General features: G+C 30.9%; 22 protein-coding genes and 1 pseudogene. 9 read left to right on the top strand and 14 right to left on the bottom strand.

Annotated elements, in window-relative coordinates:
• Positions 1-111 precede the first annotated feature (111 nt).
• On the bottom strand, positions 112-543 hold the full coding sequence (gene aroQ, locus ACJDU8_RS14355; RefSeq protein ID WP_406792838.1) for a type II 3-dehydroquinate dehydratase: 432 nt from the start codon (positions 541-543) through the stop codon (positions 112-114).
• Positions 544-577: 34 nt separating this feature from the next.
• Complete coding sequence (locus ACJDU8_RS14350; RefSeq protein WP_406792837.1) at positions 578-2,233, bottom strand: glutamine--tRNA ligase/YqeY domain fusion protein; 1,656 nt, start codon at positions 2,231-2,233, stop codon at positions 578-580.
• A gap of 422 nt (positions 2,234-2,655) precedes the next feature.
• Between ACJDU8_RS14350 and ACJDU8_RS14345 the strand changes: the two genes are divergently transcribed.
• The 3 genes from ACJDU8_RS14345 (at position 2,656) to ACJDU8_RS14335 (ending at position 6,236) form a co-directional block, all read left to right on the top strand.
• Entirely contained in the window at positions 2,656-3,858 is a 1,203-nt protein-coding gene (locus tag ACJDU8_RS14345) for a MerR family transcriptional regulator (RefSeq protein ID WP_406792836.1), read from the top strand.
• Positions 3,859-3,932: 74 nt separating this feature from the next.
• Positions 3,933-5,108 carry a DegT/DnrJ/EryC1/StrS family aminotransferase gene (locus ACJDU8_RS14340; RefSeq protein WP_406792835.1) on the top strand — a complete coding sequence of 392 codons (1,176 nt, stop codon included), beginning with the start codon at positions 3,933-3,935 and terminating at the stop codon, positions 5,106-5,108.
• Between the two features lie 3 nt (positions 5,109-5,111).
• A complete protein-coding gene (locus tag ACJDU8_RS14335) occupies positions 5,112-6,236 on the top strand; it encodes a DegT/DnrJ/EryC1/StrS family aminotransferase (RefSeq protein WP_406792834.1) in 1,125 nt (374 codons plus the stop codon).
• Between the two features lie 88 nt (positions 6,237-6,324).
• Here ACJDU8_RS14335 and ACJDU8_RS14330 read toward each other — a convergent pair whose 3' ends face one another.
• The 10 genes from ACJDU8_RS14330 to dinB form a co-directional block, all read right to left on the bottom strand.
• Positions 6,325-7,095, bottom strand: coding sequence for an alpha/beta hydrolase family protein (locus tag ACJDU8_RS14330; RefSeq protein WP_406792833.1), 771 nt, complete (start codon positions 7,093-7,095; stop codon positions 6,325-6,327).
• Positions 7,096-7,436: 341 nt separating this feature from the next.
• Complete coding sequence (locus ACJDU8_RS14325; protein WP_406792832.1) at positions 7,437-9,881, bottom strand: sugar phosphate nucleotidyltransferase; 2,445 nt, start codon at positions 9,879-9,881, stop codon at positions 7,437-7,439.
• Positions 9,882-9,895: 14 nt separating this feature from the next.
• The gene (locus ACJDU8_RS14320) at positions 9,896-11,158 is read right to left on the bottom strand and encodes a glycosyltransferase family 4 protein (RefSeq protein ID WP_406792831.1); all 1,263 of its coding nucleotides are present in this window, start codon (positions 11,156-11,158) and stop codon (positions 9,896-9,898) included.
• A 516-nt stretch (positions 11,159-11,674) separates the two neighbouring features.
• Positions 11,675-12,361 carry a response regulator transcription factor gene (locus ACJDU8_RS14315; RefSeq protein WP_406792830.1) on the bottom strand — a complete coding sequence of 229 codons (687 nt, stop codon included), beginning with the start codon at positions 12,359-12,361 and terminating at the stop codon, positions 11,675-11,677.
• A 17-nt stretch (positions 12,362-12,378) separates the two neighbouring features.
• Positions 12,379-13,557: a sensor histidine kinase gene (locus tag ACJDU8_RS14310; RefSeq protein WP_406792829.1), complete on the bottom strand. Its 1,179-nt coding sequence runs from the start codon at positions 13,555-13,557 to the stop codon at positions 12,379-12,381.
• 173 nt (positions 13,558-13,730) lie between these two features.
• Positions 13,731-14,420 carry a hypothetical protein gene (locus ACJDU8_RS14305; RefSeq protein ID WP_406792828.1) on the bottom strand — a complete coding sequence of 230 codons (690 nt, stop codon included), beginning with the start codon at positions 14,418-14,420 and terminating at the stop codon, positions 13,731-13,733.
• Positions 14,421-14,568: 148 nt separating this feature from the next.
• Positions 14,569-16,620, bottom strand: coding sequence for a glycosyltransferase family 39 protein (locus tag ACJDU8_RS14300; RefSeq protein WP_406792827.1), 2,052 nt, complete (start codon positions 16,618-16,620; stop codon positions 14,569-14,571).
• A gap of 294 nt (positions 16,621-16,914) precedes the next feature.
• Positions 16,915-17,619: a YibE/F family protein gene (locus tag ACJDU8_RS14295; protein ID WP_406792826.1), complete on the bottom strand. Its 705-nt coding sequence runs from the start codon at positions 17,617-17,619 to the stop codon at positions 16,915-16,917.
• A 91-nt stretch (positions 17,620-17,710) separates the two neighbouring features.
• Entirely contained in the window at positions 17,711-18,037 is a 327-nt protein-coding gene (locus ACJDU8_RS14290) for a hypothetical protein (RefSeq protein ID WP_406792825.1), read from the bottom strand.
• 140 nt (positions 18,038-18,177) lie between these two features.
• On the bottom strand, positions 18,178-19,383 hold the full coding sequence (dinB, locus tag ACJDU8_RS14285) for a DNA polymerase IV (protein WP_406792824.1): 1,206 nt from the start codon (positions 19,381-19,383) through the stop codon (positions 18,178-18,180).
• A 253-nt stretch (positions 19,384-19,636) separates the two neighbouring features.
• Here dinB and ACJDU8_RS14280 point away from each other — a divergent pair, with 253 nt between their 5' ends.
• Complete coding sequence (locus ACJDU8_RS14280; RefSeq protein ID WP_406792823.1) at positions 19,637-20,023, top strand: zinc ribbon domain-containing protein; 387 nt, start codon at positions 19,637-19,639, stop codon at positions 20,021-20,023.
• A gap of 292 nt (positions 20,024-20,315) precedes the next feature.
• On the opposite strand, the pseudogene ACJDU8_RS14275 reads toward ACJDU8_RS14280, so the two are convergent.
• A pseudogene (locus ACJDU8_RS14275) lies at positions 20,316-20,768 on the bottom strand (glycosyl hydrolase family 18 protein); the annotation flags it as partial.
• An 895-nt stretch (positions 20,769-21,663) separates the two neighbouring features.
• On the opposite strand from ACJDU8_RS14275, the gene ACJDU8_RS14270 reads away from it, so the two are divergent.
• Together ACJDU8_RS14270 and ACJDU8_RS14265 are read left to right on the top strand one after the other, a co-directional pair.
• On the top strand, positions 21,664-21,834 hold the full coding sequence (locus ACJDU8_RS14270; RefSeq protein WP_406792822.1) for a hypothetical protein: 171 nt from the start codon (positions 21,664-21,666) through the stop codon (positions 21,832-21,834).
• Between the two features lie 1,186 nt (positions 21,835-23,020).
• A complete protein-coding gene (locus tag ACJDU8_RS14265) occupies positions 23,021-23,287 on the top strand; it encodes a hypothetical protein (RefSeq protein ID WP_406792821.1) in 267 nt (88 codons plus the stop codon).
• A gap of 39 nt (positions 23,288-23,326) precedes the next feature.
• On the opposite strand, the gene ACJDU8_RS14260 is transcribed toward ACJDU8_RS14265, so the two are convergent.
• Positions 23,327-23,710 (bottom strand): hypothetical protein, encoded by a 384-nt coding sequence (locus tag ACJDU8_RS14260; protein ID WP_406792820.1) that lies wholly within the window; start codon positions 23,708-23,710, stop codon positions 23,327-23,329.
• Positions 23,711-24,370: 660 nt separating this feature from the next.
• On the opposite strand from ACJDU8_RS14260, the gene ACJDU8_RS14255 reads away from it, so the two are divergent.
• The 3 genes from ACJDU8_RS14255 to ACJDU8_RS14245 all read left to right on the top strand — a co-directional run bounded on the left by ACJDU8_RS14255 (position 24,371) and on the right by ACJDU8_RS14245 (position 26,168).
• Positions 24,371-24,703, top strand: coding sequence for a hypothetical protein (locus tag ACJDU8_RS14255; protein ID WP_406792819.1), 333 nt, complete (start codon positions 24,371-24,373; stop codon positions 24,701-24,703).
• A 284-nt stretch (positions 24,704-24,987) separates the two neighbouring features.
• Entirely contained in the window at positions 24,988-25,191 is a 204-nt protein-coding gene (locus tag ACJDU8_RS14250) for a DUF4277 domain-containing protein (protein ID WP_406792818.1), read from the top strand.
• Positions 25,192-25,871: 680 nt separating this feature from the next.
• Positions 25,872-26,168, top strand: coding sequence for a hypothetical protein (locus ACJDU8_RS14245; RefSeq protein ID WP_406792817.1), 297 nt, complete (start codon positions 25,872-25,874; stop codon positions 26,166-26,168).
• Positions 26,169-26,389: the final 221 nt, after the last annotated feature.

The raw sequence follows: 26,389 nt of genomic DNA, 5'->3' as shown, positions 1-26,389 counted from the left end.
AAATATCAACTTTAGTCATAAAAAATAATTATCCATTTTAGTATTATGATGAATAATTATTTTTTGTGAACAAACTTCACCTAAAGCAATAATCACTTGATGAACAAAAACTTATTTATTATACTTTAAAGCCTCTAATGCTAGAGCATAACTTAAGAATCCAAATCCCGCTATCTGTCCTACACAGGCCGCTGCAGTAACAGACTTTTTTCTGTAATCTTCTCTGGAGTTTATATTACTTAGATGTACCTCTATAGTAGGTATATTTACTGCTTTCAATGCATCATATATAGCAATGCTATAATGAGTATACGCGGCAGGGTTTATTATTATCCCATCATATTTTTTAAAATAAGCTTCATGAATGTATTCCACTATCTGTCCTTCTATATTGCTCTGGACTACTTCTACATTTAATTCTAAATCTTTGGCTTTATTATTAATAAATTCACATAAATCTTCATAATTTTCATTTCCATATATATTTTTTTCTCTTATTCCAAGAAAATCTAAATTAGGACCATTTATAACTAATATATTCATATATATCCCCCAACCTGATAAATTATTTATTATCTTATATCTTAAAAGAACTTTTAAGAGACACTATTCTATTAAATACCAACTTGTCATTTTTACTACATTTGCAGTCCAAATTAAAGTATCCATGCCTAAAAAACTGAAATTTTTCATTAGATTTTATATATTTCATATTAGGTTCTACAAATCCCTGTAAAATTTTTAAGGAATTTGGATTAACATGTTCTAAAAACGAATCCTCCTCACCCTCTTTTTCCTGGTCTAATATTAAAGGTTCATAGAGCCTAATTTCCGCTGGAACTGCAGTATTTACATTTATCCAGTGAAGTGTCCCCCTTACTTTTCTTCCATCTGGACTGTTTCCTCCTTTTGATGCAGGATCATAGGTACAGTGAAGTTCTATTATATTTCCATCTTCATCTTTAATTACTTCGTCACATTTTATAAAGTAGGCACTTTTTAATCTTACTTCATTTCCCAAAAACAATCTGTAGTATTTTTTAGGAGGGTTCTCCATAAAATCTTCCTGTTCAATATATATTTCTCTTGAAAAAGGTACTTCTCTAACCCCTGCCTCAGGATCATCGGGATTGTTTTCAATTTTAAAAGTTTCTGTTTTTCCCTCTGGATAATTGGTTATTACAATCTTCAGTGGATTTAAAATAGCCATGGTTCTAGGTGCCTTCTTTTCCAGATCATCTCTTAAAAAATAATCCAACATCTGTGAGTCAACTACACTGCTAGCTTTAGCCACCCCTATTGCCCTACAAAAATTCCTGATAGATTCTGGCGTAAAACCTCTTCTCCTTAAACCTGCTATAGTAGGCATACGCGGATCATCCCATCCATCCACAAAATTCTCATCCACAAGTTTTTTAAGTTTTCTCTTGCTCATAACTGTATTTGTTATATTTAACCTGGCAAATTCTATTTGTTTAGGCCTACTTTCCGTTTCACACTCTTGTATTATCCAATCATAAAGAGGTCGATGATCTTCAAATTCAAGTGTACAAATAGAATGGGTAATTCCTTCAATAGCATCTTCTAGAGGATGTGCAAAGTCATACATAGGATATATGCACCACCTATCTCCTGTATTGTGATGATGTGCATGGGCTATACGGTATAACACAGGATCTCTCATATTTATATTGGGAGATGCCATATCAATTTTAGCTCTTAAAACTTTTTCTCCATCTTTAAATTCCCCATTTTTCATACTATTAAATAATTGAAGATTTTCCTCTACAGTTCTGCTCCTATAAAGGCTTTCCTTTCCCGGTTTTGTTAAAGTACCCCTATATTGTCTTATTTCATCCGGAGTTAAATCACATACATATGCCTTTCCCTTCTTTATCAATAAAATTGCATATTCATACATTTGTTCAAAATAGCTAGAAGCAAAACACAAATTTTCCCAATCATATCCAAGCCATTTTACATCTTCTTTTATGGATTCTACATACTCCACATCCTCTTTTGACGGATTAGTATCGTCAAATCTTAAATTAGTTTTTCCTTTAAATTCGTCTGCCAGACTAAAATTTAAAACTATGGATTTTGCATGACCTATATGTAAATATCCATTAGGCTCTGGGGGAAATCTTGTTATTACCTCCTTGTATTCTCCCGATTTTAAATCGTCTATAACTATATTTTTAATAAAATTTGATGAACTATTATTTTCTCCCATAGATAACCTTCCTTTTCTAAAACTTATTTTTTGTATTAAAACAATTTCACTCAATACCCACACAATAAAAGGCATTTTGAATAAACAAATGCCCCTTTAAAACAGCCATAGGCTATAAATCTTATCCTTCTTTTAGCAAAATACACTATACTAAAAATTTCATTAATTAAATTATAACTCTTTATTTAAAAAATAATACTATTTACAACATTATCATATAAAATTTCCATTACTTTTATATGATATTACCATATAAAATGTTTATATTCAATAATAAGCCATCTTATTTATATTGCAACTATTTTATTACTTATTTTTATTATTTATAATTAAATTTTTCCTAATAAAATATACTTTATGAAAATCTATTGCACCTTACCTTACGTCATGTGGTACAATAATTTAGGTAGAGGTGATATTATATGTGCACACGAAAATCTGATCTAGTCACCATTGGTAAATTTGCTGAAAAATCAGGGGTTACTTTAAGAACTCTAAGATATTATGACAAAATAGGACTTTTAAAACCTTGTTCTTATAGTAAATCTGGCCACAGACTGTACAACTTTGAAGACTTCAGTAAGCTGCAAAAAATACTTACTCTTAAATTCATAGGACTTTCATTAGAAGACATATCAAAAATAATGAACTATGACGTAAATCATAGAGATTTAAAAAAATCTCTTGAAATACAAAAAAAAATAATGAAAGAGAAAATATATCACATAGAAGCTGTAATTAAATCCATAGAAGAAGCTGCGCACATGATAGACAACGAAAAAGAACTGAATTGGAATAAATTTATAAATATAATAAATATAATAAACACAGATCAGAAATGGATGGAACAGTATGAGAATGCCTCTAATTTAAGGGCCAGAATAAAAATTCACGAACTCTTTAGTACTAATAAACAAGGTTGGATGAATTGGTTTTTTAATCATCTAAACCTGCCGGATAAGGTTTCCATATTAGAATTAGGCTGCGGAGATGGAAGGCTTTGGCAAAAAAACCTAAGCAAAACTCCAAAGGGCTGGGATATAACTCTCACTGATTTTTCTCCAGGAATGCTGGAGGATACTAAAAAGAATCTCACCTTAAATTTGAAGAGATTTAAGTTTAACATTGTAGATGCTCAGCATATTCCTTATAAAGACAATAGTTTTGATGTGGTAATCGCAAACCATATGCTCTACCATGTTACTAATATAGATAAATCTTTTTCAGAAATTCATAGGATTTTAAAACCTAAAGGATATTTCTACGCTTCTACAGTTGGAAAAAATCACATGAAGGAAATGCGAGAAATTGTTAGAAGATCCAATTTGCAAAGTATAACTACAGACAGCTGGAATCTTACAGAAAGCTTTCAACTTGAAAATGGATTAGATAAAATCTCCATGTGGTTTAAAGATGTAGAACTAAAACGATATAACGATAATTTAAAATTAACAGCTGTGGAACCTCTTATGGACTATATATTCTCCATGCCAGGGAACACTCAAAATGTGTTTGATGAAAACAAAATCCATTATCTCAAAGATTTTTTAAAGTCTGAGATAAATAAAAATGGATATATTTATATAACAAAAGACACAGGTTTTTTTCAAGGAACAAAACAGTAAACCCCACTTTATGCACTGGATTGCTCTTCTGTCCATTGTTCTTGTTAAACCAATAAAGAAAGGATTTGATATTTATGAGTAAAAAAATTCCGTTTTCTCCACCTGATATTACTCAAGCTGAAATTGATGCTGTATCAGAAGTTCTAAAATCAGGATGGATAACTTCCGGACCAAAAACTGCTGAATTTGAAGAAAAACTAGCAAGTTACTGTGATACAAACTATGCTGCAGCAGTTGCAAGTGCAACTGCCGGTATGGAACTATTACTAAAGGTATTTGACATAAAAAAAGGAGACGATGTAATAACCACTCCTTATACTTATACATCTACTGCAACTACGTCTCTTCAAAGGGGAATAAAACCAATTATGGTAGATGTGAAAAAAAATAGTTTTTCTATAGACATAGATAAATTAAGTGATGCAATTACGCCAAATACAAAAGCTATTTTTTCTGTGGACTTTGCAGGAGTACCTGTAGACTATGATGCCATAAGACAGGTTCTAAAACTTAAAAATCGTGAAGATATATTGCTTGTATCAGACTCTGCCCACGCCCTTGGTGCTTCATATAAAGGTAAAAAAGTAGGAGGACAGCTAGATGCCCATGTATTTTCTTTTCATGCTGTGAAAAATTTAACTACAGCAGAGGGTGGTGCAATAACATTTAATAATAACAACTTATTTGGAAAAGAAAATTTATTAAAAGATTTAAAATTAAATTCCCTTAACGGTCAATCAAAGGATGCTATGTCGAAAATGAAAGCAGGTTCCTGGAAATATGACATAGTAACAGCAGGATATAAATGTAATATGACAGATATAAGTTCTGCTCTAGGGTTGGTTCAGCTTACCAGATATCCTAGTATGCTTGAAAAACGCAGAGCTATATTTGATCTGTACTCAAATATATTATCACAGAAAGAATGGGCCATAATTCCTTTTGAAGAAGATAAGACATCAGAAACTTCTTATCACCTATATCCACTTAGAATTAAAGGACTAGAAGAAACCCAGAGGGATGAAGTTATAAAAATACTTTCCCAAAAAGACATTGCAGTTAATGTTCACTTTATACCTCTTCCTATGTTCACTCTGTATAAATCTCTTGGATACTCTATAAATGATTATCCAAATGCATATGCTCAATATGCCAACGAAATAACACTACCGCTTTATTCAACTCTTTTACCGGAAGATGCTGAATATGTAGCAAGAGAACTTATAAAAGCAGTGGAGAAAGTGAGGTAACAAATGAAAGTTGATTTTTATACTCCCCAAAGAGAATACCATGAAAAAAAAGATGAATTTAATAATGCTATAAAAAATGTTTTAGAAAAAGGTAATTTTATACTAGGAGAAGAAGTTTCTAATCTTGAAAGAGCCATAGAAAAGTACACCGGGGCCAAACATGCCATTGCAGTGGCTTCCGGAACAGACGCTTTAGTTATATCCTCAGATGTACTGGGTTTTAAAAATGGTAAAGAGGTAATAACTTCACCTTTTACTTTTCTTGCTTCTACTTCTTGCCTGGTTAAACATAATGCAAAACCTGTTTTTGTAGATATAGATGAAGACACCTTTAACATGAATGTAAATAAAATTGAAGAAAAAATAAATTCAAATACAAAAGGTATACTTCCTATACACTTATTTTGTCAAATGTCAAATATGGATAAAATAATGGATTTAGCTTCAAAAAATAATTTAAGTGTATTGGAGGATGCGGCGGAAGCCTTCGGCATGTATTGGAATGGAGATAACAATGCTGCCTGTAAACATTCAGGTACCCTTGGAGATGTGGGTGTATTTTCTTTTTTTCCTACTAAAACATTAGGCGGATATGGGGATGGTGGTATGATAATAACAAACAATTCCCATTTAGCAGATATGATAAAAATGTTCCGAGTTCACGGTGCTTCTAAAAAATATCATTATGATTACATAGGCTATAACTCAAGACTTGATACAATTCAAGCTGCCCTATTATCAGTTAAATTAAAATATATTAATGAATCTATAAATAGACGTAATATTGTTTCCACCTGGTATAAAGATAGGCTCAAGGACTTGCCCTATCTAAAAATCCCTAAAATAAAAGGTAATCAAAAACCAGTATATTATGTATTTAACATACTTACAGAAAAACGAGATGAACTTGCTTCATATTTAAAAGAAAAGGGAATTGGGTATAGCATATACTATCCTATTCCTCTCCATCTTCAGAAATGTTTTAATTACCTGGGACACAAAAAGGGGGATTTCCCTGTATCTGAAAAAATATGCAAGGAAATACTGGCACTGCCTATATATCCTGAAATAACAGAAGATGAGGTTGATTTTGTATGCAGTACTATAAAAGAATTTTATAGAAAATAAAATTTAGTTAAAAGTTATGAGTTAAGAGTTATGGATTATTTTCTTCCGTAACTCTTAACTATTCAAGCAGAACCTGTATGTTAAATTTTCACAGTATATGTTCCATTACAAATTCTACTATCGCTTTAATTAATTCCTCATAATATTCTGGACTGGAATAGCAGTGATCTGAACCCTTAATAAATTTCAGTTTAGATTTACTTCCAAGTAATTCATGAATTTTTTTTGCATATAAAGGGTATACTGATTTGTCTTCCGTACCGTGAACTATAAGTGTATTTCCCCTCATTCCTTTTAAATAATCAAAAACCCTATAATTAAATGCATCTTCTATAGCTTTTTCACTAAGTATGTTATTTTCAAAGTTTATGTATCCCTTTTCCAAAAATTCATATAATTTATCTCCTGTGGCTTCAGAAATAAATATGTCATACATGTTAAAACCTGCACTCATAAGTATAGAATTTTTGATTATGTGCGAATAAGTAGATGCAATTATTACAGCAATTGCAGCACCCATACTAAACCCTAAAATATTTATATTGTCCTTGTCAATATAATCAAGAGAATTAGCAAATTGTAATACTTTTTCACAATCTTGAACCTCTGAGGATATGGTAACATCTTTAAAATCCCCGTCACTTTCTCCACTTCCCATAAAATCAAATCTAATGGAAGCTATATTAAGTTTTTCCAAGGTTCTAGCTATTTTCACAAACATAAAATTATGACCTAACTTATTTCCCATAAACCCATGGCAGAAAATTATGCAGGGAACTTTCCCTGATATATCAGGTCTATTTATAATTCCCCTTATATTTCTACTTTGTTCATCTCTTATTTCAAAATTATCAACCACATAAATCCCCCATCTCACAACTTTAGTAATATTTTATTAGTTTAAATAGTTCCTATATTATATAGTACATTTTACAATACTTTAGGCATATTTATCAATCTTTAACACAATAAATTCCACATATGTTATCAAATTTTAAAACTTTAATTTCTAGGTCTACTGAACAATCTAACCCACCTATAATCCTCACTGTACTTCTATGCATGTATACTTCCACAAAAGTAAGAAAACTTATTGAGCCAATACTGGTTTTAATAGGTAGGGTTAGATAGTTCATAAAATTCACTAAATAATTTTATTTCATGTGAAATTAATACTGTAGCCAGGTTGTTTGATGGCAATCAATATCCTTTAGTTATGGTTGTAATTTTAGCTAAAATATCCTGGGTTAGCTTATTAAGTTTTTTGTAGTCTGTGCACTCTGTATATACTTTACATAAAGGCTCGTCGGCATCTGGTAAAACAAGAGTCCAACCATCTTCAAAATTAAGTTTTACACCTTCAATTAAATCTATGGATTTTGAATTACTTTCCTCTATCAAATTTCTCATTAGTCTACCTTTCATGTTCCAAGGACACTCTACCTCTTTCTTTGAAGCATAATATTGAGGTATACTTGAAATTATCTGCGAAAGGCCCCTATTGCAATTTGCCATAAAATTAATAGTCATAACACACCCACTTACTGCATCTAAAGTCATAAGATATGCTCTAATCATTTCTCTTTTGCTTATATTCTGTATATTTTTCAAGTAAACTTCTAATATACATTTGTGAGATGTTTTAGTTCTTATAAATTTACACCCACACATTTCAGCTACTCTTTCTAGGGTGGAAGAAGCTGTAACTGGAACTACTAGAGTTTTTAAATTATGAGATTTTATCATAACCAGTGCATTTAATGCTTCATATAAATTATCCTTTATTACATTTCCCTTTTCATCTACAATAATTGGCACTTCGCATTCATCATCTATTTGTATCCCTAAATTTGCACTCTCCTCCATAACTTTCTTTACTAAAGTATCAATATCATTGAATTCATAGTGTAATTTCACCTCTATTTTAAGTTCCTTAAAAATTTCATTCATTATTTCAAGTATCATAGCATTATTTATACTCAAAACCACTTTATATTTTTGATTTTTTATATTTTCTATAGAAAGTCCATTTATAAGCTGCCTTATATAGTACTCAAGACAATTATAAATATGATCTAGATGTTTAAAATTATCCGTTTTAACTCTCCTAAAGTCCTCCCTTATAAAGCTACTTTCTATCTTTCTCTCCATATTCCTGTCTATGTTTAATCCATTCTTGTCCATAAATATTATGGTAACCTTTTCACCCGAATTTTCGTTCACAGATACATAAATACCTGCCTGTGCCCCAAAGAAAAGAATGGACTGTCTTATAAACGCCCTGGGCATTTTTTTTAGATCCAGCACTTCCATACCCATAGACAGCAAACCCGTAGCTAGAGAATATTTAAACATCTGCGCAGCTCCGTTGTCACTGCAAGCTATGGCAACTTTAGAATCTGCCTTTAAAATGGATCCATAGGCAGAGCCAAGCTTTGATACAAATTCCGGGGTTATATCTATATTTATCTCACCACTAATACCATGTTTACCAAAAATGGACTTGGAAACTTTCTCCTTCCATATGATATTGGAACTTACTACAGTGCTGTTCTCTATTATTTTATTTGGCCATATCTTTACACCAGGTTTTACTGTTGCTTTCTCCTTTATAATAGTGTCATTTCCCACAGCAGCTTCTTCAAATATAGAGCATTGATATTCCACTTGAACTTTGTTACAAAGAACGGCACCTCTTATCTGGACCTTATCTCCTATATAACAATTATTAAAAAGTATACCTCTTTTCATAGTAGCATCAGAAGATATGATATTATTTTTTCCTAAAACTGTATATGGACCAATTTGGGCACCAGTGTATATTTTGCTGCCGCTTCCTATATACACTGGTTTTAAAATTTTAGCTTTGGAACTTATCTGACAGTCTTCTCCTATCCATATATCCTCACTGTATTTTTGTGCATTTATAGTTACATTGGCTAACCCCTTTAATATATCAAAATTACATCTCATATATTGGTCAATATTTCCTATATCACACCAGTATGCATTTGTCACATATCCAAACATAGGTGCTTTTTCTCTAAGAAGTATTGGAAATAAATCGTTGCTAAAATCAAATTTTTCATTTTTATTATAATATTTAAATATTTCGGGCTCTAAAATATATATTCCTGTATTTACCTTATCACTAAATACTTCTCCCCAGCCTGGCTTTTCCAGAAAGCCAGTAACTTTGCCATTGTCATCTGTGATCACTACACCATATTCCAAGGGTACAGGTTCCTCTTTAAGTACTAGGGTGGCCACTGCTCCCTTTTTTTTATGATAAGCAATTGCCTCAGATAAATCTATATCAGTAAGGGCATCGCCACTTATAACAATAAAAGTATCATTTAAAAATGCTTCTGCATTCTTAACACTTCCTGCGGTACCCAAGGGGGTTTCTTCTATAAAATAACTAATGTTTACTCCAAACTCTTTACCATCTCCAAAATAGTTTATTATTTCATCCGGTAAATATTGCAGGGTAGCCCCAATATCCTTTATTCCAGTAGCTCTAAGTAGTTCTAAAATATATTCCATTATAGGTTTTCCTATAACAGGCATCATGGGTTTAGGTATGTTACAGGTTAGGGGCCTTAATCTAGTTCCCTCTCCTCCTGCCATTATTATAGCTTTCATAAACATCACACCCTTTATTTATTTTTTATATTTAAATATTTTTTCTCCTTAATTCTAACATCCAAATTGCTATTTTTACTTTCTATCTTTCTCCACTCCGTGCCACTTGCCTCTTCCAAAACTTGATTATACATTTTTAAAGTATAATCTGCTATTTTAGTCCAGGTAAATCTGTCCCTCACAGTATTTTTTTCATTATACCTAATATATTCTGCAAGTTCATTGTCATATAGAAGCTCAATTATGTTATCTGCTATGCTATTAGTATTTCCATTTATACATTTAAGTCCATTTTTCCTATGCTCTACAATTTCACTCAATCCACCTGTATCAGAAACAACTACAGGACATGCCGACGCCATTGCCTCAAGAGCTACAATACCAAAAGGTTCATAAAGAGATGGAAACACTGCTGCATTTGAAACTCTATATAGCTTATTCTTTTCCACTTCATCCATATACCCTGTAAATAAAAACTTATTTTCTAATCCAAAATATTTAACTTTATCTCTTAATTCCTCTGTCATTGGACCTGTACCTGCTATTATAAATTTACAATCATTGTACCTGCTTATAATATTAGGGGCCGCCTCTATAAGAAGATGTATTCCTTTCTCAAAAACATGTCTTCCTATACAAAAAATTATTTTTTCATTATCTAAAGCATACTTTCTTCTAAATTTCATCCAATCAAAATTAAATTGAAACTTTTCCACATCAATTCCATTTGAAATAACCCATATCTTTTCCTCTGGAGTTGAAAATATTTTATTTATCTGGTTCTTCATATAATTACTGCATGCAACTACTTTCCATGATTCATAGGTAAGCATCCACTCAGTAGATGAGATATATCTTTGAGTTACAGTACTTATACCACCATTCCTTCCATATTCTGTGGCATGTATGGTACATACCATAGGTATTTTGAAGGACCACTTCAATGTCTTTGCACTAAAAGCAGCCAGCCAGTCATGGGCGTGTATTAAATCAAATCTCCCAGATTGATTTATCAATCTAACAGCTCTTTCTACCATGGCAAAGTTAAGCTGCATTACCCACTTAGTAAAATCTTGAGTATCTATAGAGTAGGGTGTAACTCTATGGACAAAAACTCCATTATCATTTTCATCAACAGGTGCTGTTCCTTCTTCACAAGTAATTACATGAATTTCATGCCCTTTTTTATAGAGCGCACGGGATAAATAATATATGTGATTTGACAATCCGCCTATAGTTTTAGGTGGGTATTCCCAGGAAATCATTAAAATTTTCATTATATCACTCTTTTCTTAGTAAAATCTTATTTGCAAAATTTTCACGAGGTTGCTTAAGGAAAAGCTTAATCTATACTAAAAATCGTAACATAAGTTAATGAATAGAGTCATTTCGGAAAAGATACAAGAATATTCTGAACATGCATAATTAACCAATACACATAATTTATAATTTCTTTTTCTTAACTTCACCTCCTCTAAATAAAGTAACATATAGCTTATATATGTTTTTCCACATAAGAGCATAATATCCTTTAATTTTCGTTCGTCAAATTAATACATTTTTCAACATTGTCAATATACCTAAAAATCAAGTGATTCTTAGGTTCAGATGGAGTTTACTTATAAGGATGACTCTCTCCAGCTGAACCTTAGAAGAACTTATCCAGGCGCGTAGCAGTGCTTATCCCCCACTTTGACAGAAGATGGGGGTGTTAGCAATGGTAGCGATCGGATAAAAATTAAGATGAAAGTAAAGTCTTAATGCACAAAACTTTACTTTCATCTTTCTAAAGTTTACGAATTAAATCTATAGCCAGTTCCCCAAATGGTCTCAATATATTCTGGATTACCGGGATCTTTCTCTATTTTTTTTCTTAGTTTTTGTATATGTACAGCTACAGTAGCTGTATCTCCACAGTATTCTTCACCCCATATAGAATTAAATAATTGTTCTTTTGTAAAAACTATGTTAGGATTTGAAGCCAGAAATAATAAAAGTTCATATTCCTTAGTGGTTAATATTATTTCTTTTCCCCGTATGTAAACTTTGTGAGAATCTGTTTTAATCTCTAAACTTTTATAAGTTATAATCTCAAGCATAGTCTTTTTACCTGATAACCTCTCATATCTTATCATATGAGATTTGACTCGTGCCACCAATTCCGCCGGACTAAAAGGTTTTGTCATATAATCATCTGCTCCAAAACCAAGTCCTCTAATTTTATCTATATCTTCATTCTTTGCAGATACGATTATTATAGGAATCTCAAGCTTTTCTCTGACCTTTGTCACTATTTCGTATCCGCTTTTTTTAGGAAGCATTAAGTCCACTATTATTATGTCATATGTACCTAAAAGAGCCTTTTTTAATCCTAACTCTCCATCTTCACATATATCCACTTTATATCCATTAAGTTTTAGATAATCTTTCTCCAAATTGGCAATATTATTGTCATCTTCAATAATTAGAATTTGTTTCATTGTATTCACATCTTTCCTTATGAATTCATTATTGGAAGCATTATTGTAAATGTACTTCCTTCATTCAATACACTATAAACAGAAATACTTCCACCATGAGCTTCTATAATTTCTCTGGCAATAGCTAAACCAAGGCCTGTGCTCATCAAATCTTTAGTTCGTTCTGTATCTACCCTATAAAATCTATCAAAAATATGGGGAAGTTTATCTTTTTCTATACCTGGTCCATTGTCCTCTATATTGATTTTTATAAAATTACCTTTTTTAATAAGTTCAGTATTTATACTTAAATTATTAACTGCTCCGTATTTAACAGCATTACCTATAATATTTCTCATAGCTTGATATATTCTTTTTCCATCTATATTCACCTGTAACTCTTCTTCAATATTATCATAAAAATTAAAAATAATATTTTTTTCTCCTAGGGTAAATTTAAACTCCTCCATCAAATCCTGCATAAAAGATTTTATTTTTACAATTTGAAATTTAAATTCTAGTTTTTGCAGATCCAGCTTTGAAAACAAAAATAGGTCATCTATAAGCTTATTTATATAATTTATATTACTCTCAACAATCTTAAGATAACTACTTATTTTTTCAGGTGATGTAACCACTCCATCCAGTATAGCCTCTATATATCCACTTACAGAAGTTATTGGGGTCTTTAAATCATGAGATATATTAGCTATAAGTGCTTTCCTGTTGTTTTCATATTCTTGTTTTGCTTTTTCACCTTTTTCAAGTTTTTGTGCCATATCATTAAATTGGCCTATCAATACACCTATCTCATTGAAAATATCATTTTCAATTCTCACTTCATAGTTCCCACTGGATATCTGTTCTACTCCTTTTTGCAGCTTTTCTATAGGCTTAATTATCCTTTTTTCTAAACTTAACAATACTAATAAATGGATAACTTGACTGGCACCGAAAACTATGGCAATAAATATAGTTATGGCCTTAACTCCAATAAATTTAAATATAAAATAAATTATTGCAATAGGAATCAGAAATGTAATTGGTCTTAACCATTTTAAATATCTTTGGAACTGATAAAATTCCTGATGGTGGTGATGGTGATAATGATTATGATGCTCCATATGTAAATGATCATGTTTATCATGTTTACTATGATACTTTATATGTTTTATATACATTTTATTAGGCCATTTATTAAAATATTTTCTATTCACAATTATAATTTCCCTCTCCTTTAAATGTTTGTAAATTCCATGTCACAATAAAGTTTCCGAACATTTAAGATAATATTTAGGCACCTAAAAATACATAACCAGCCAGTATACTGTAGTATGTGACCTGTTATTTATTTTCAGATGCCTTAATTATACAACTTTAAACTTAAAACTTACCAGACAAAATTTACTGAAGCATTAACATTTGTTTCTCCATTAGCTGTTATTTCAACTTTTTCTACTTCATTGTTTTTATTGATGATTATATTTAATGCAGCATCTTTATATTCCGAAGATAAAAGTTCTTTTATAAGCTTATGGTATTTATGATGCTCATGTTCATGTTCTTTATGAAACTTCTTATGAAATTCATCAAGTCCATCCTTACCTAAATCTTTATGAAATTTAGCTTTCATATCTTTTACTTCTTTTAAAATTTCTTTTAGATCTATTGTTAATATGGATTTGGCATCCTTTTCCTCAGCTTTTAAATTATTTAAAATACTGAACATAAAAGTAATTTTATCCAGTTTACTTTTTAAACCATGGTGAAAATTATGCCCATGTCCCTGCATGTGGTGCATTCCATGATGGTAATGATGTGCATCACAGAAATTATGATTAGAAAAATCCTTCATATTAAACTCTCTGCTGCTATCACATTTTGCCGTATTACCATCAATGTTAATTTCACTGTTTGTCTTAACCTTTGCTTCTCCATTTGTATTATTCTTTAAAAATTCATTAACAAACGAAATTATTTTAGTTTTTCCTTTTACGGCCTCTAATTTAACTACGCCATTAAAAACTTCTTTTTCCTTTAATGTATTAAATACATCATATAACACTTTGATTTTATTCATAGTTCAACTCCTCCTCAATTTATGAAACAGTTAAAGTCTTTTCACTGCCTCTTCATTATTACAACTTCATTATAGAGGAGTACCTTAAAATATCTTTAAAGCAATTTTAAAAATTTTATAAAGAATTTTAAAAAAAGCTGAAATTATATTATTTTACAATAGACTTTAAATCATATAATTCAGTAGAATTTCCTTCAACATTAAATCCACCATATGCACCAAATCTTTCATTTCCTCTTTGACTATTTGAAGTATTAGAATCTTTCCACTTGCTGTCTGGAACCACCTTACCATTTTCTCTAATCCAGTTCATAATAGCATTATTTGAAGTATTTCCTCCAAAACCTCTATTATTACCTGTATTTATTAAAGCATATCTTATATCTCCATCCTTAACCAATTGCTTAAACTGCTCTACAGTGAGTATTGGATCCGATCCACTAAATCCTCCCAGTGCCATTACAGGTTCACCAGTTTTAAGTATTAAATCCGAACCATAAGACGTGGCTGATGGAACTGCAACAAAATACTTTTCATTACCTTTATTGTTTTCTAAAAATTTTATAAGCTTTGAGTTACTACTAACACTTGAACCTCTCTGCTGATTATTGTGTACAAGCTCTAACCCGGCTGATGGACTACTTCCATTCATAGGATAAAACATTGGAGTAAATGACCAAACTGTAGGAGGAATTAAAATCCCTATAAAGGCAACAGTAATTACTACTTTACTTAGCATATAATTTTCACCTAAAGTTTTCTTCTTATTTTTAATTAAATTAATTATACATAATATTATTGAAGATACAATGCATAAAATTCCTGTCACTGCAATTATAATCTTACAAACCTTTGAGGTATTATACTTATAAGACAAAATAAGTATTTCTACACAACCATTGGCTATAAGTGCTATTGGCAGAATCCACGATTTTAACCCATGTTCTTTATAAAAACTCCACATAACTGATAATCCAATTCCCGTCAAAGCTGCAATGGATGGTGCCATTGTTGTTAAATAGTATGTATGTGTTATATTTCTTGAGAAACTAAAATATACAAACTCAGATACTAACCACATACCCCACAATATTAAAGATAATTTTCTTCTACTATCAAAAGGAGCTTTTAACTTTTCCTTTATTGCAGCAGCAATAAATCCAATAATAGCAAATAGTAAAAACCAGGATATTTGATCTGACATATTGCCATTGTTAAACAATCTAAAAATGCCGGCATTGGAATTACCTCCCATACCACGCTGAGCATTATTAGCATATGGATTATTGGCAGTAGATGAATTAAACCTATTCCTAAGATTGCTTTCACCCAACCTTCTCGTATTATTCATTCTACTTGATTGATTTTCTAACGTTCTTCGCTGCTGAATTCTACCGCCATTTCTTCCACCTATTCCAATTCTCTCTAATCCGTTATGACCTATTATAAGCTGCATAACTGTATTATTAGTACTGCTGCCTATGTAAGGTCTGTTACTTGCTGGCACCAAATCTGCCACTATGGCCCATGATAATGATACTATTAAAAGTACAACTGTACCTAAAACAAGATGCTTTATTCTCTTTCTAAAACCCATAGTAGAAGCAAGAAGATATGTTATATATATAGCAGGAGCTACCATATATGCCTCTACCATTTTTATATTGAAACCTATTCCTATAAGAACTAAACTTAATATAAGATACCTAATCTTACCTTTTTCGGCAGCTATAAGAGCAGCCCAGCAGGCAAGCAACAGGGGCAAAACAAGCAAGTTGTCAATTGTATTGTTCCTAGCTGCTGCTACAGATATTGGAGTTACTGCAAGACATAATGCTGCAATTAATCCTGCTGAAATTCCAAAGGATCTTTTAACAAGATGATATATAATTGCTACTGAAATTACTCCAGCGAGAGCTTGTGGAAGAATTATGCTCCATCCACTAAAACCAAATATTTTTGCAGATATAGTTTGAATCCAAAAGCCTAAAGGCGGCTTATCAATAGTTACAAATCCTGCTGGATCAAAGGATGCAAAAAAGAAATTTTTAAAGTTCATCATCATGCTTTTTACGCCTGCAGCATAGAAAGTATTGCCATAGCCTTCTATACTTAAATTGGCCAAATTTAATACCGCAGATAATATTAAAATTAGAGACACTCCAACAGTTTCTCTTGTAAATTTTATTTTTTTATTCAATTTATCAACTCCTTTAATTACCTATTCATAATAGGTTTATTTTCTCTAAATACTATTTCTTAATAAAATATTACATTATAAAAGTGTCTATTATTCTCTCAATTTATGAATGATATGAAAATTAAACCTTAATTTTTTCTTAAATAGAAAATCAATTTTCTTTTACAATATTTGACTTTAGTCTTGGCATTAAAAATACACCTCCAAATGTTAATTTTATATACAACATTTGGAGGTGCAATTGACCACACTCTATAATATTAAACCTTATCTTGTTATGCTGGTATAAAAATTTCAATCACTTAAAATACAGCATACAATAACAGTTATTGGAATTGTAAAAATTAAACCTATACTTCCAGCCAACGTTTTAATAATTTCACAAGCAATCATGTCCTGGTTTACTATATCTAAAAAATTACTGTCATTGGCTAAATATCCCAAAACCAGACATATAGAACCGCTAATATATGCAAGAATTAGAGTATTGGCCATGGTTCCCATCGTATCTCTGCCTACAGTCATTCCAGCTTTCATAAGTTTTCCCGGACTAATTCTTGGATTGGCCTGTTTTATTTCAGTCATGGTTGATGCTATAGACATACTTACATCCATTACAGCTCCAAGAGCTCCTATAAGTATAGCTGCAAATAAAATAGCTTTAAAATCAAGGCCATGTTTAAGTGGCGCATCCATGAGTAGTTGGGCTTCTTCAGTACCCACTCCTGAAACTTTAGCTACGTTAACTATTATAAATGATATAATTCCAGATATAATCACCCCACTACTTGTCCCGATGATAGCTGAAATTGTTTTTCGATTTATTCCTCCTATAATAACCAAAGATATAATAGTTATAGAAATACAAACAAATATTGAAACAGTAATAGGATTATATCCTTGTAATATTAAATTTAGGAATACCTCTATTATCATAAAGCAAGTAAATGCTAATGTTATTATAGACTTAAACCCTTTACCTCTTCCAATTAATATCATAGAAAGTATAAAGAAGATGAGTAAATAAGTTAGAGGTTTATCCCTTGCAACCTGATAAATATTAGATGAAGTTATATTGCCATTACTATCTTCACTTATAGATAGAAATACCTGATACCAGATTTCCCTGCTTAGATGGGTCCACAGTATTTTTTATAATAACATTCTCACCTTCATGTTTTCCGCTTAAAATTTGTATTTTTAATGTCTGGTCTTCTACAACAATATTTCTGTCACCTGCATTAACAGTCTCCTTTTTAGTAGACACTATTTGTACTACTTTAGCCCTGATAGAATCTGTATTTATAGTTTTTGAGTCATCATCTGCAAATACTTTTGAAGGAAGTATACTTTGTACAATAAACAAGAAAAAAATCATTATGTAAAAGAAATGTTTCTTACTTTCTTTCGTAAACAATTTTAACATCCCCTTTTTGCCATTTTAATTTACTTGACTATTTATATGAGAAAAATAAATTGTTTATTACATAACTTATTTCAATTTAAATTTTAGTGCATTATTATACTTCCAAATTAAGTTGTTGCAAATAAATAGAATTAATTTTTATTACCCTTTTTCATTAATATTCCACGATTAATTATTGAAGAGCCATACTTTTGGCGTATATTATTGATAGTAGTTTCTATCTTATCTATCTTGTCTAAATCATTTTTTTCATTGACCGTCTCCAGCATATTAAATATAGATATCTGTTCATTATTATTATCTCTGTCAAATCCACTAAGGCTTATTCCTAATAACCGTACAGGCAGCTGTCTATTCCAACTTTTACAAAGCATCTTAACTCCAGCAGAATAAATTTCTTGCACCAGATAAGTTGCTGGTACAGTTGTTTGCCTGGTAATACACTGGAAATTAGAATATTTAATATTAATTTGTACTGTACGGCCTTTCTTATCATATCTGCGAGCAGCCATTCCAACCTCATCAGAAAGCTTCATCAAAACAATCTTTGCACTGTCTATATCTGAAATATCTCGGGATAGTATAATGGACTTGCCAATTGATTTTAAATCATTCTGTGAACGCGGTTTTATCTGTGAAATATCTATTCCATTAGCAAGCTGACAGATTTCGGCACCTATTTTCCCAAGTTTTTTTGCAATATATCTCCTATCTGAAAGTGCAAGTTCTCCAATAGTCTTAACTCCCATTTTGTGGAGTTTTTGTGTAGTTTGTTTTCCAACTCCATGCATGAACTGAACCGGAAGTGGCCATAATTTAAGTTCAATATCTTTTTTCCAAAGTTCTGTAATACCTAGTGGCTTTTTCATCTCAGAAGCCATTTTGGCCAGAAATTTATTTTCAGATATACCTATGGAACATTTCAAACCTAGTTTATTATTAATGTGTTTCATAATTCGTTTTGCAGATTCATATGGACTTCCAAATATTCCTTGGCAGCCAGTCATGTCAAGCCATGCTTCATCAATACTATTTTGTTCAATAACTGGAGTATACTCTGAGAGTATATCCATGACCTCCTTGGATTTACGTTTATAGAACTTATGATCCGGAGGAATAATTATCATATTTGGACAAAGCTCCAAAGCTTTATGTAAAACCATGGTTGTTTTAACTCCGAATTTTCGGGCTTCATAATTTGCCGTTAGAATGATACCTGCTCTATTTTTAGGATCTCCTGCTACAGCTGCAGGTTTTCCAATAATCTCAGGATGCCGTGTAGATTCACAACTTATGAAAAAAGCATTCATATCTACAAGAAAAATTATTCTACGCATAAGTTACACCTACTTAATTTCAAAAATTAGTTTTTGTCTAATTATCCAATACCTTCTTTCTTAATAATATTATGTTACCAAATGTGAACTGCTATGCCAACAACTTAATATCAAATAACAAATCTTGTGTTCTGTCAAAGGTATTGAATTTCAAATTTATCTAATCTATAATACATGGATAGGATTAACGTTGAAGAATTATTGTATGATTACACGAGTTTAATAACATTCTGGAATGATTGGAGTGAAATTAATGTTCTTTATTGGAATCTTCGGAATTGAGAATAAAACTAAAAATATCCTAGTAAACCAAAATAATATTTGTCCATTATGCAGTGCTTATGGTCGTTATGATATTTTAAAATCCTATGACTATTTTCATATTTTTTTCATCCCTTTATGGAAGTGGAATAGGCGTTATTTTATCAAGACTCATTGCTGTATGAAACTATGCACACTTGATAATAATATCGGTGTTCAAATAGAAAATGGTGAAATGATAGAAATTAAAAAGGAATATACACATTGTGATAGTCATAACAATAGCTATAATTTCTGTCCTCATTGTTCTTCACAGATAGACTCTACTTTTTATTATTGTCCATATTGTGGTAATAGAATACATAAAAATAGTAACTGAAGTGATTCTTAACTATAGTCACCCCTCTTTAAAATTCTCATACATAATAAATCTAATTTTGCACATACTGTTTATGTAACCTATCCTTTTATTAAAGGTGTTTATATTACCCATTTATCTTTTAATGTAATCATTATTTTCTTCATACCGGGGATGATAAATCCTCGGTGTTTATTTTTGTTGTAAATTGGATAATAAGAAATAAATGGTGATTTACAAAAGATATATAACATATTTTTGTATAACAATAGAACCCTAGGGTAACACATTCACCCTAGAGTTCTGTTTTATTTTATCCAGTAGGAGTAGGCGGTATGACTTTTGTAATCTGAAACATATTATCTACAACTTGCCAATTTTGTGGAAATGGACTGCCTAACTTCCAGTAACTTACACCTCTCGATCCATATTCATTTACAAGTTTATATTTTGCCTCTAAACTTCTTGCATCTTCGAACCATACTACATGCTGCTTTCCCTCTTCGTCTATATAATTGTAGTATGGAGATTGGGCCCTGGTATCATATTTAATCTGCGCCCCATATCTTCTGGCTCTATTTATTGCTTCTTGACTTCCAATACTTTCGGCAAACTCACCTCCTGGAGTATAGGGAAGTGTCCAATCATATCCATATAGTGGAATACCCATCATTATTTTTTTAGGCGGAATTACACTTACTGCATAATTTATTACTTTCCTCACTTCATTAATTGGGGCAACAGCCATAGGCGGACCTTCTGACCAGATTAATTAACATCACTAATAAATGGTTTATCTATCATACATTTATTATTTCGCATCATTATCTTTTATGTTGCCTTGTTTATTGCCATTATATAACTCCTTATTTTTAAATAGATGAAATAACAATAATGCGGCAAATATTAAATTAAGTATTGACCATACTTGCAGATCTTTGAAGGTTCCAACATTAGTTATACCTATAATAAAAGCTATTATATAAAATACAATAGAGGTAATAGTCATTCCGCCAAAATGATACAGGTAACTTTAATTGCTGTTTTTTTTTAAATCCGGTATAATATAATTGATTTATAAGTTTTCTGTCATATCAATTACATAAATCCCATGTATCATTTTCTATTCATGATGCATGGGTTTTTAAGCTTCAGATAAGCTAATATGTCTAAAAATATATCAAAAAGGGTATCCATGGATACCCTAACGTTTCTTAAGCTACTGATTTTATTTACTTTATATCATTTATTTAAATTATGATATTATACGTATTATTGATTCATAACTTAATATCTTTTATATTTTTCATTTCTATATATTTTACTCCTGGCACACGCTCACGCCTCGAACATTTGCAGACAATCCAAAATTCCACTACTGCTTTAGTTTCTGCTAGTATGTTTAATACGTCTTTTATCTTTATTTCTTTTGTGCGGTTATATATATCAACTTCTAATATTATTATTTTGCCCGAATCTAAGATAAATATACAATCAACTCTCTTTAAGTTTATTCTTCACACCCACATAGACCACCCCTATATCAGCTTATGTATTTATTTCTATATAAGTTTTAATATTCGTCCTAATATTTTACAAAAAATAAAAATTGATACATGCTGTATAAGAAGGTATAATTAATATGGAAAGGATATGATTATATGGAGATGCATAACAAGGAATTATTTGCTTTAATGTACAATAAAGTATTTGAAATTGCTAATAACTATAAGTCAGATTGCATATATGATGAGAAGGTTAAAAAAGAAGTGACAAGGCAGTTTGGCAAGGAGAAAACTGACTGGTTTTATGATACCTGGAAAAAAATTTGAGAGTGTAAAAACTCTCTTTTGTTTTAAATAAGATAAATTGGATATAATGGTTAATGCTCATAAAAATACTTAATATCTCACTCGATTATGTCTTACCTTAATTCATAAAAGCCCTGGTTAGTTCTAGGGCTTTTTAATATAACAATTTTTATCTAGTATTTGGAGGATACTTTACATTCTAATTAAAGCTATTTCCTATACTATTGTATACAATTCATAAATTTGGGTTATACTATTAAGTAACATTATTCCTTTCAAATTTTTTTAGCTGGCCTTTGTTCAGCTTTTTTGTTGTGAGTTAAAACTTCAAATTAAAACTATATAAATTTTATTAAATTGTTCCCAAAAGTATTTTACTGACATAATATAAACATTGAAGCGAGAAATACAAGGAGAAATAAACTGTGGAAAATTATTATTGTCCTTTCGATTACTATAACGACTACTATGACTACTTTAGGCAACGTATTAGTCCTGAAGTAATACAATCGCATGTCGGTCAAACTGTACTTGTCGACATTAGGGGACGTGGCACAGTCACAGCGCATATAAATGCTTACAATCGGCGTACAGACATAGTATCCTTAACCATATTTACTCATTCTGGTAACCGACCTGTTCGTGTTCACCGTCGTGACATATTACGTATTACTCCAATTCATGTACCTCCAAGGCCACCTCAGGGAAGACCGCCTCAAGGAAGACCGCCTCAGGGAAGACCGCCTCAGGGAAGACCGCCTCAGGGTGGAAGATCAGATGATTGGGATTCAGATGAAGATTTCGATTAATTATCATAATTAATATATAACTAAACTCCTTTTATTGTTCTGGCTGTCCATGAGTCAGCTACTTATATTAATTAAACTCTCCAACTTAATTTTAAGCTGGAGGGTTTTTATTTTACATTGTTGCACATATTAATATTTTTGAGGTGAGTATATATTTAGATATAAAAATAAGGCCTACCAGAAAAATCCCTGCAAACTTCAAATTATTAAAGTGTCATTTTAGCTCCAAATAAGTACCTATAGTTGTAAAACCCCACAAAAGTAATTAAATAATAAAAAACAATGAATAAATTAAATGTATTCCTACCCCCTTTAATTTTATTGAATAAACGTAATTACATAGAGAAGAGTATTTTTTAAATAATTTTACGAGATGGAAATGTGAGGATGAGCTAAGAATGAACTTTGAAGAATTTATTAATAAGATTAAAAATGCAAGGCAACCTAAAGTAATAACTTTCAATAATAAACAAAAGATTATAATATATAATTATGACATATTAAAGGATGATTTAAAATATATGGATAACTCTCAATTATATAGGTATGAATTAGCTAGAAATGCTGGATTTAACCATAGTGTAGCTTTAGAATATGCAATACAAGAATACAGATTATTAGAAAGTTGTTTAAAAGAGTCCAATCAAGCACCTCTTACATATTAGGCAAAAATATAGTGGTCTGTTAAGACCACTAATGAATTATTACTGCACAGTTTGTGTAGGTGAAGTTTTCTTATCCTTGCCTATCTCCGAAACAGTAGCTTTTATAATATCAAATATGTCTCCTGCACTTAGTCCAGTTTGAGTCGTAATTTTCTCTACAACCTTGCTGTGTTTTATAGCTCCTTCCCAGTTATATTCTTTACCCATCTGCTCCACAGCCATAATTATTCTTTTAGCTGTATCTACATCTTTATTATACTGTGCATCTCCTAACTGTTGTTTCAATGCCTCTTTTTGCTTTCCTATAAGCTCCTGCTTGCTACCTATAGATTTCTTTCCATAATAAGTAGCTATGCCAGCTATAGTTGTAACTCCTATATAACATATATCCTGTATTGTATTTTTTAATATATCATTTATCATTTTTACACTCTCTTATTTTAATAGTATTTAAATATTATTTATTTTAAAAATCAAAAATTTAGTATGACTTATATCATACTAAACCACTTATTCTCTTAGAACCACCATGGCCGTTATTATCATTCCAGTATACATCTATAAACCCTTTCCTATGGCTACATAGTTACCCCTGTCTTTGTGCACAATAAGTCTGCCATCCGAAGCCTGCTCAATATACCCTGCAGTGCCTGGTATTTGAAAAACTCCTTGAGGTATAGTTTCTTCATACTTAGATGCTACTGTTGGCTGTTGAGTTGTAGCTTGGACTTGAGCTGCTTGGCCAGTTATTCCGGCTACAATAGCATTAGAAGTATTTTTTAGAACTAAAAAAGAGTACTCTTAAAATCCTTTCATTTTACCTTGTAACTTAAAAGAGTCCTGGATTTCTCCAAAACTCTGAATGTGTTATCTCAGTATTATAAATTATTTTCCTCATATGCCACAAATCACTTTTAGGCAAAATAAAAAGACTTAATTTATAAGTCCTTAAGTCGTAATAATTCTCTATTGTTAATTTTTAAAACTTGACATCACCTCTCAATGTATTAAAATATAGTATAGCGAAAAACATTACAGAGGTGATTTTATGAAAAAAAATTATATATTTTATCAGCAGCACTTGTGGTTCTTGCTTTACTTGCATGGGGTATTATTACTTATAGGTCTGCTCAAACCAAACAATTCTCATATGTCCCTGCATATAACAGCGAAATGAAAGCAACTTGTAATTCATCACCAAATAAATATGGAGTATCTAGTTCAAGTTATACTATAAAAAATACTACTAGAGCTGATGTATTGCAAAACTATGAGAATATCTTAAAGAAAAATGGATGGACTATAACTGAGGAACATAAACCTAGTACCTTCACAGCCACAAAGGACAAGCATCGAGCTACCCTTATCGCAATGCAAAACAATAAAGATGTAGATATAATTATGATATCAAGATAGGATAGTAGATTTTACTGTCCTTATTTTTTATATCATCCCTGCCTTGTGGTTTTATATCTGTGAATATCAGAAAGTTGCCTTCTGTGATATTCTGTTCTTCAATTAAAATTAAATCTTTATGCGAATCCAATATATTTTGTCTATCTGTTGTTTGGTCTGTATATTCGTATTTATAACCTACATTCCGCACGTAAAAATTAGCAAATAATTAATTACATTTAGTACTCCACTAAGATATTAGAATATGTTATTATATTGTTCAAATATAGTACATGGAGAAAAAAATGAATATAAAAAATATAAAACCTGTTATAGATGCAGCTATACCATTAATTTTAAAATACTGCAGAAAGCTTAAGATTGCAGAATATATTAATGATAAGATAAATTTTGATAAGGAAAGACGACTAGTATTACCTGGAACTGCTATTGAAGCCATTATTGCTAATGTTCTAGTAGACAGACATCCTTTATCAAGAAAAGATTAATTTTTCTCAAGTTCTCCAAGCTGCTTTGAAGGATCAACTTAATATTAAAAATTAAAGATAAGCACCAACAATATATTTGGTACTTATCTTTACATATATGCCATAAGAGATATAACATTTTGTATAATTGGGGTCTATAGGCTATATATTAATCATTCTAATACATAGCCTATAGCATTATTTTGGTTATTATCTTACATGTATTATTATAACTACTAATTGTTATAATATCGTTTTGTATACGTTAAATAAGTATTTACACATAATAAGAAATGAATGCCTGTTATCTGAGGCATTCATTTCTATATCGAACTTAGCGTTAAAGTTTAAAGAGTGGTTGCAGCCATATTTAACGTGCCCTGCAACCCTAGACACGGTGCTATCATTCTTACATATCTATAATGTCTGTGGGGCTATATTATTTTTCTAAGGTTATATGTATTATTATATTCACTAATTGTTATGATATCATTATGCGTATGTTAAAATATAAAAATAAGCACCCTAGATGACAGGCACTCATTTTTTCTCTAAGTTTTAATAACTTAGAACACTTATATTTATATGTATGCTCTAACTTTAATATTTATATATGCTTTCCAATACATTTTTAACTTTTATTCACAAATTTACTATTTTACTCATAGTATGCATTGTAAATAAATTTACGGAGGCACTTAATGAGTATTAGTGATTCTAATAACAACATCAGTAAAGAAAAAGATGAAAATTTCTATCAGCCTGAAGCTTGCATGCATTGTCCATATCATTCAATACCTTATGATCAATCAATAGAGGATCAATATGCAGACACAAATGCAGATGATAACAACTTCGATGATGATGACTTCGATCCTGGATATAGACAAGAAGGTCGTAGAAGACGTAGGCGTAGGCGCCGCAGACGTAGAAGAGGTTTTCCTCCATTCATATTCCCTATATTTATTGGTGATGTCTATGACGATTGGGATTGGTAATAAAAAAGCATGTACAATCCCTAAAATACATTTAGTTTATATACTATAAACTTTTGAACAAAAATAAGCACTAGTTTATATCGGTGCTTATTTAATTTCTGTTTAATTCCATGTCACACCTGCCTATTGGTTTTATTTTGGGTTTAAAAACCTGCTAAGAAAAGTCAAGCGCTTTTTTGACAAGTTTATATTTTTAAAAAATTTATTGCATTACAAAAAGA

It is taken from the genome of Candidatus Clostridium eludens (assembly GCF_045310515.1).
GTDB classification, from domain to species: Bacteria; Bacillota; Clostridia; order Clostridiales; family Clostridiaceae; genus Clostridium_B; species Clostridium_B eludens.
The sequence above is the reverse complement of the archived record's forward strand: the minus strand, read 5'-3'. Positions and strand labels throughout refer to the sequence as shown.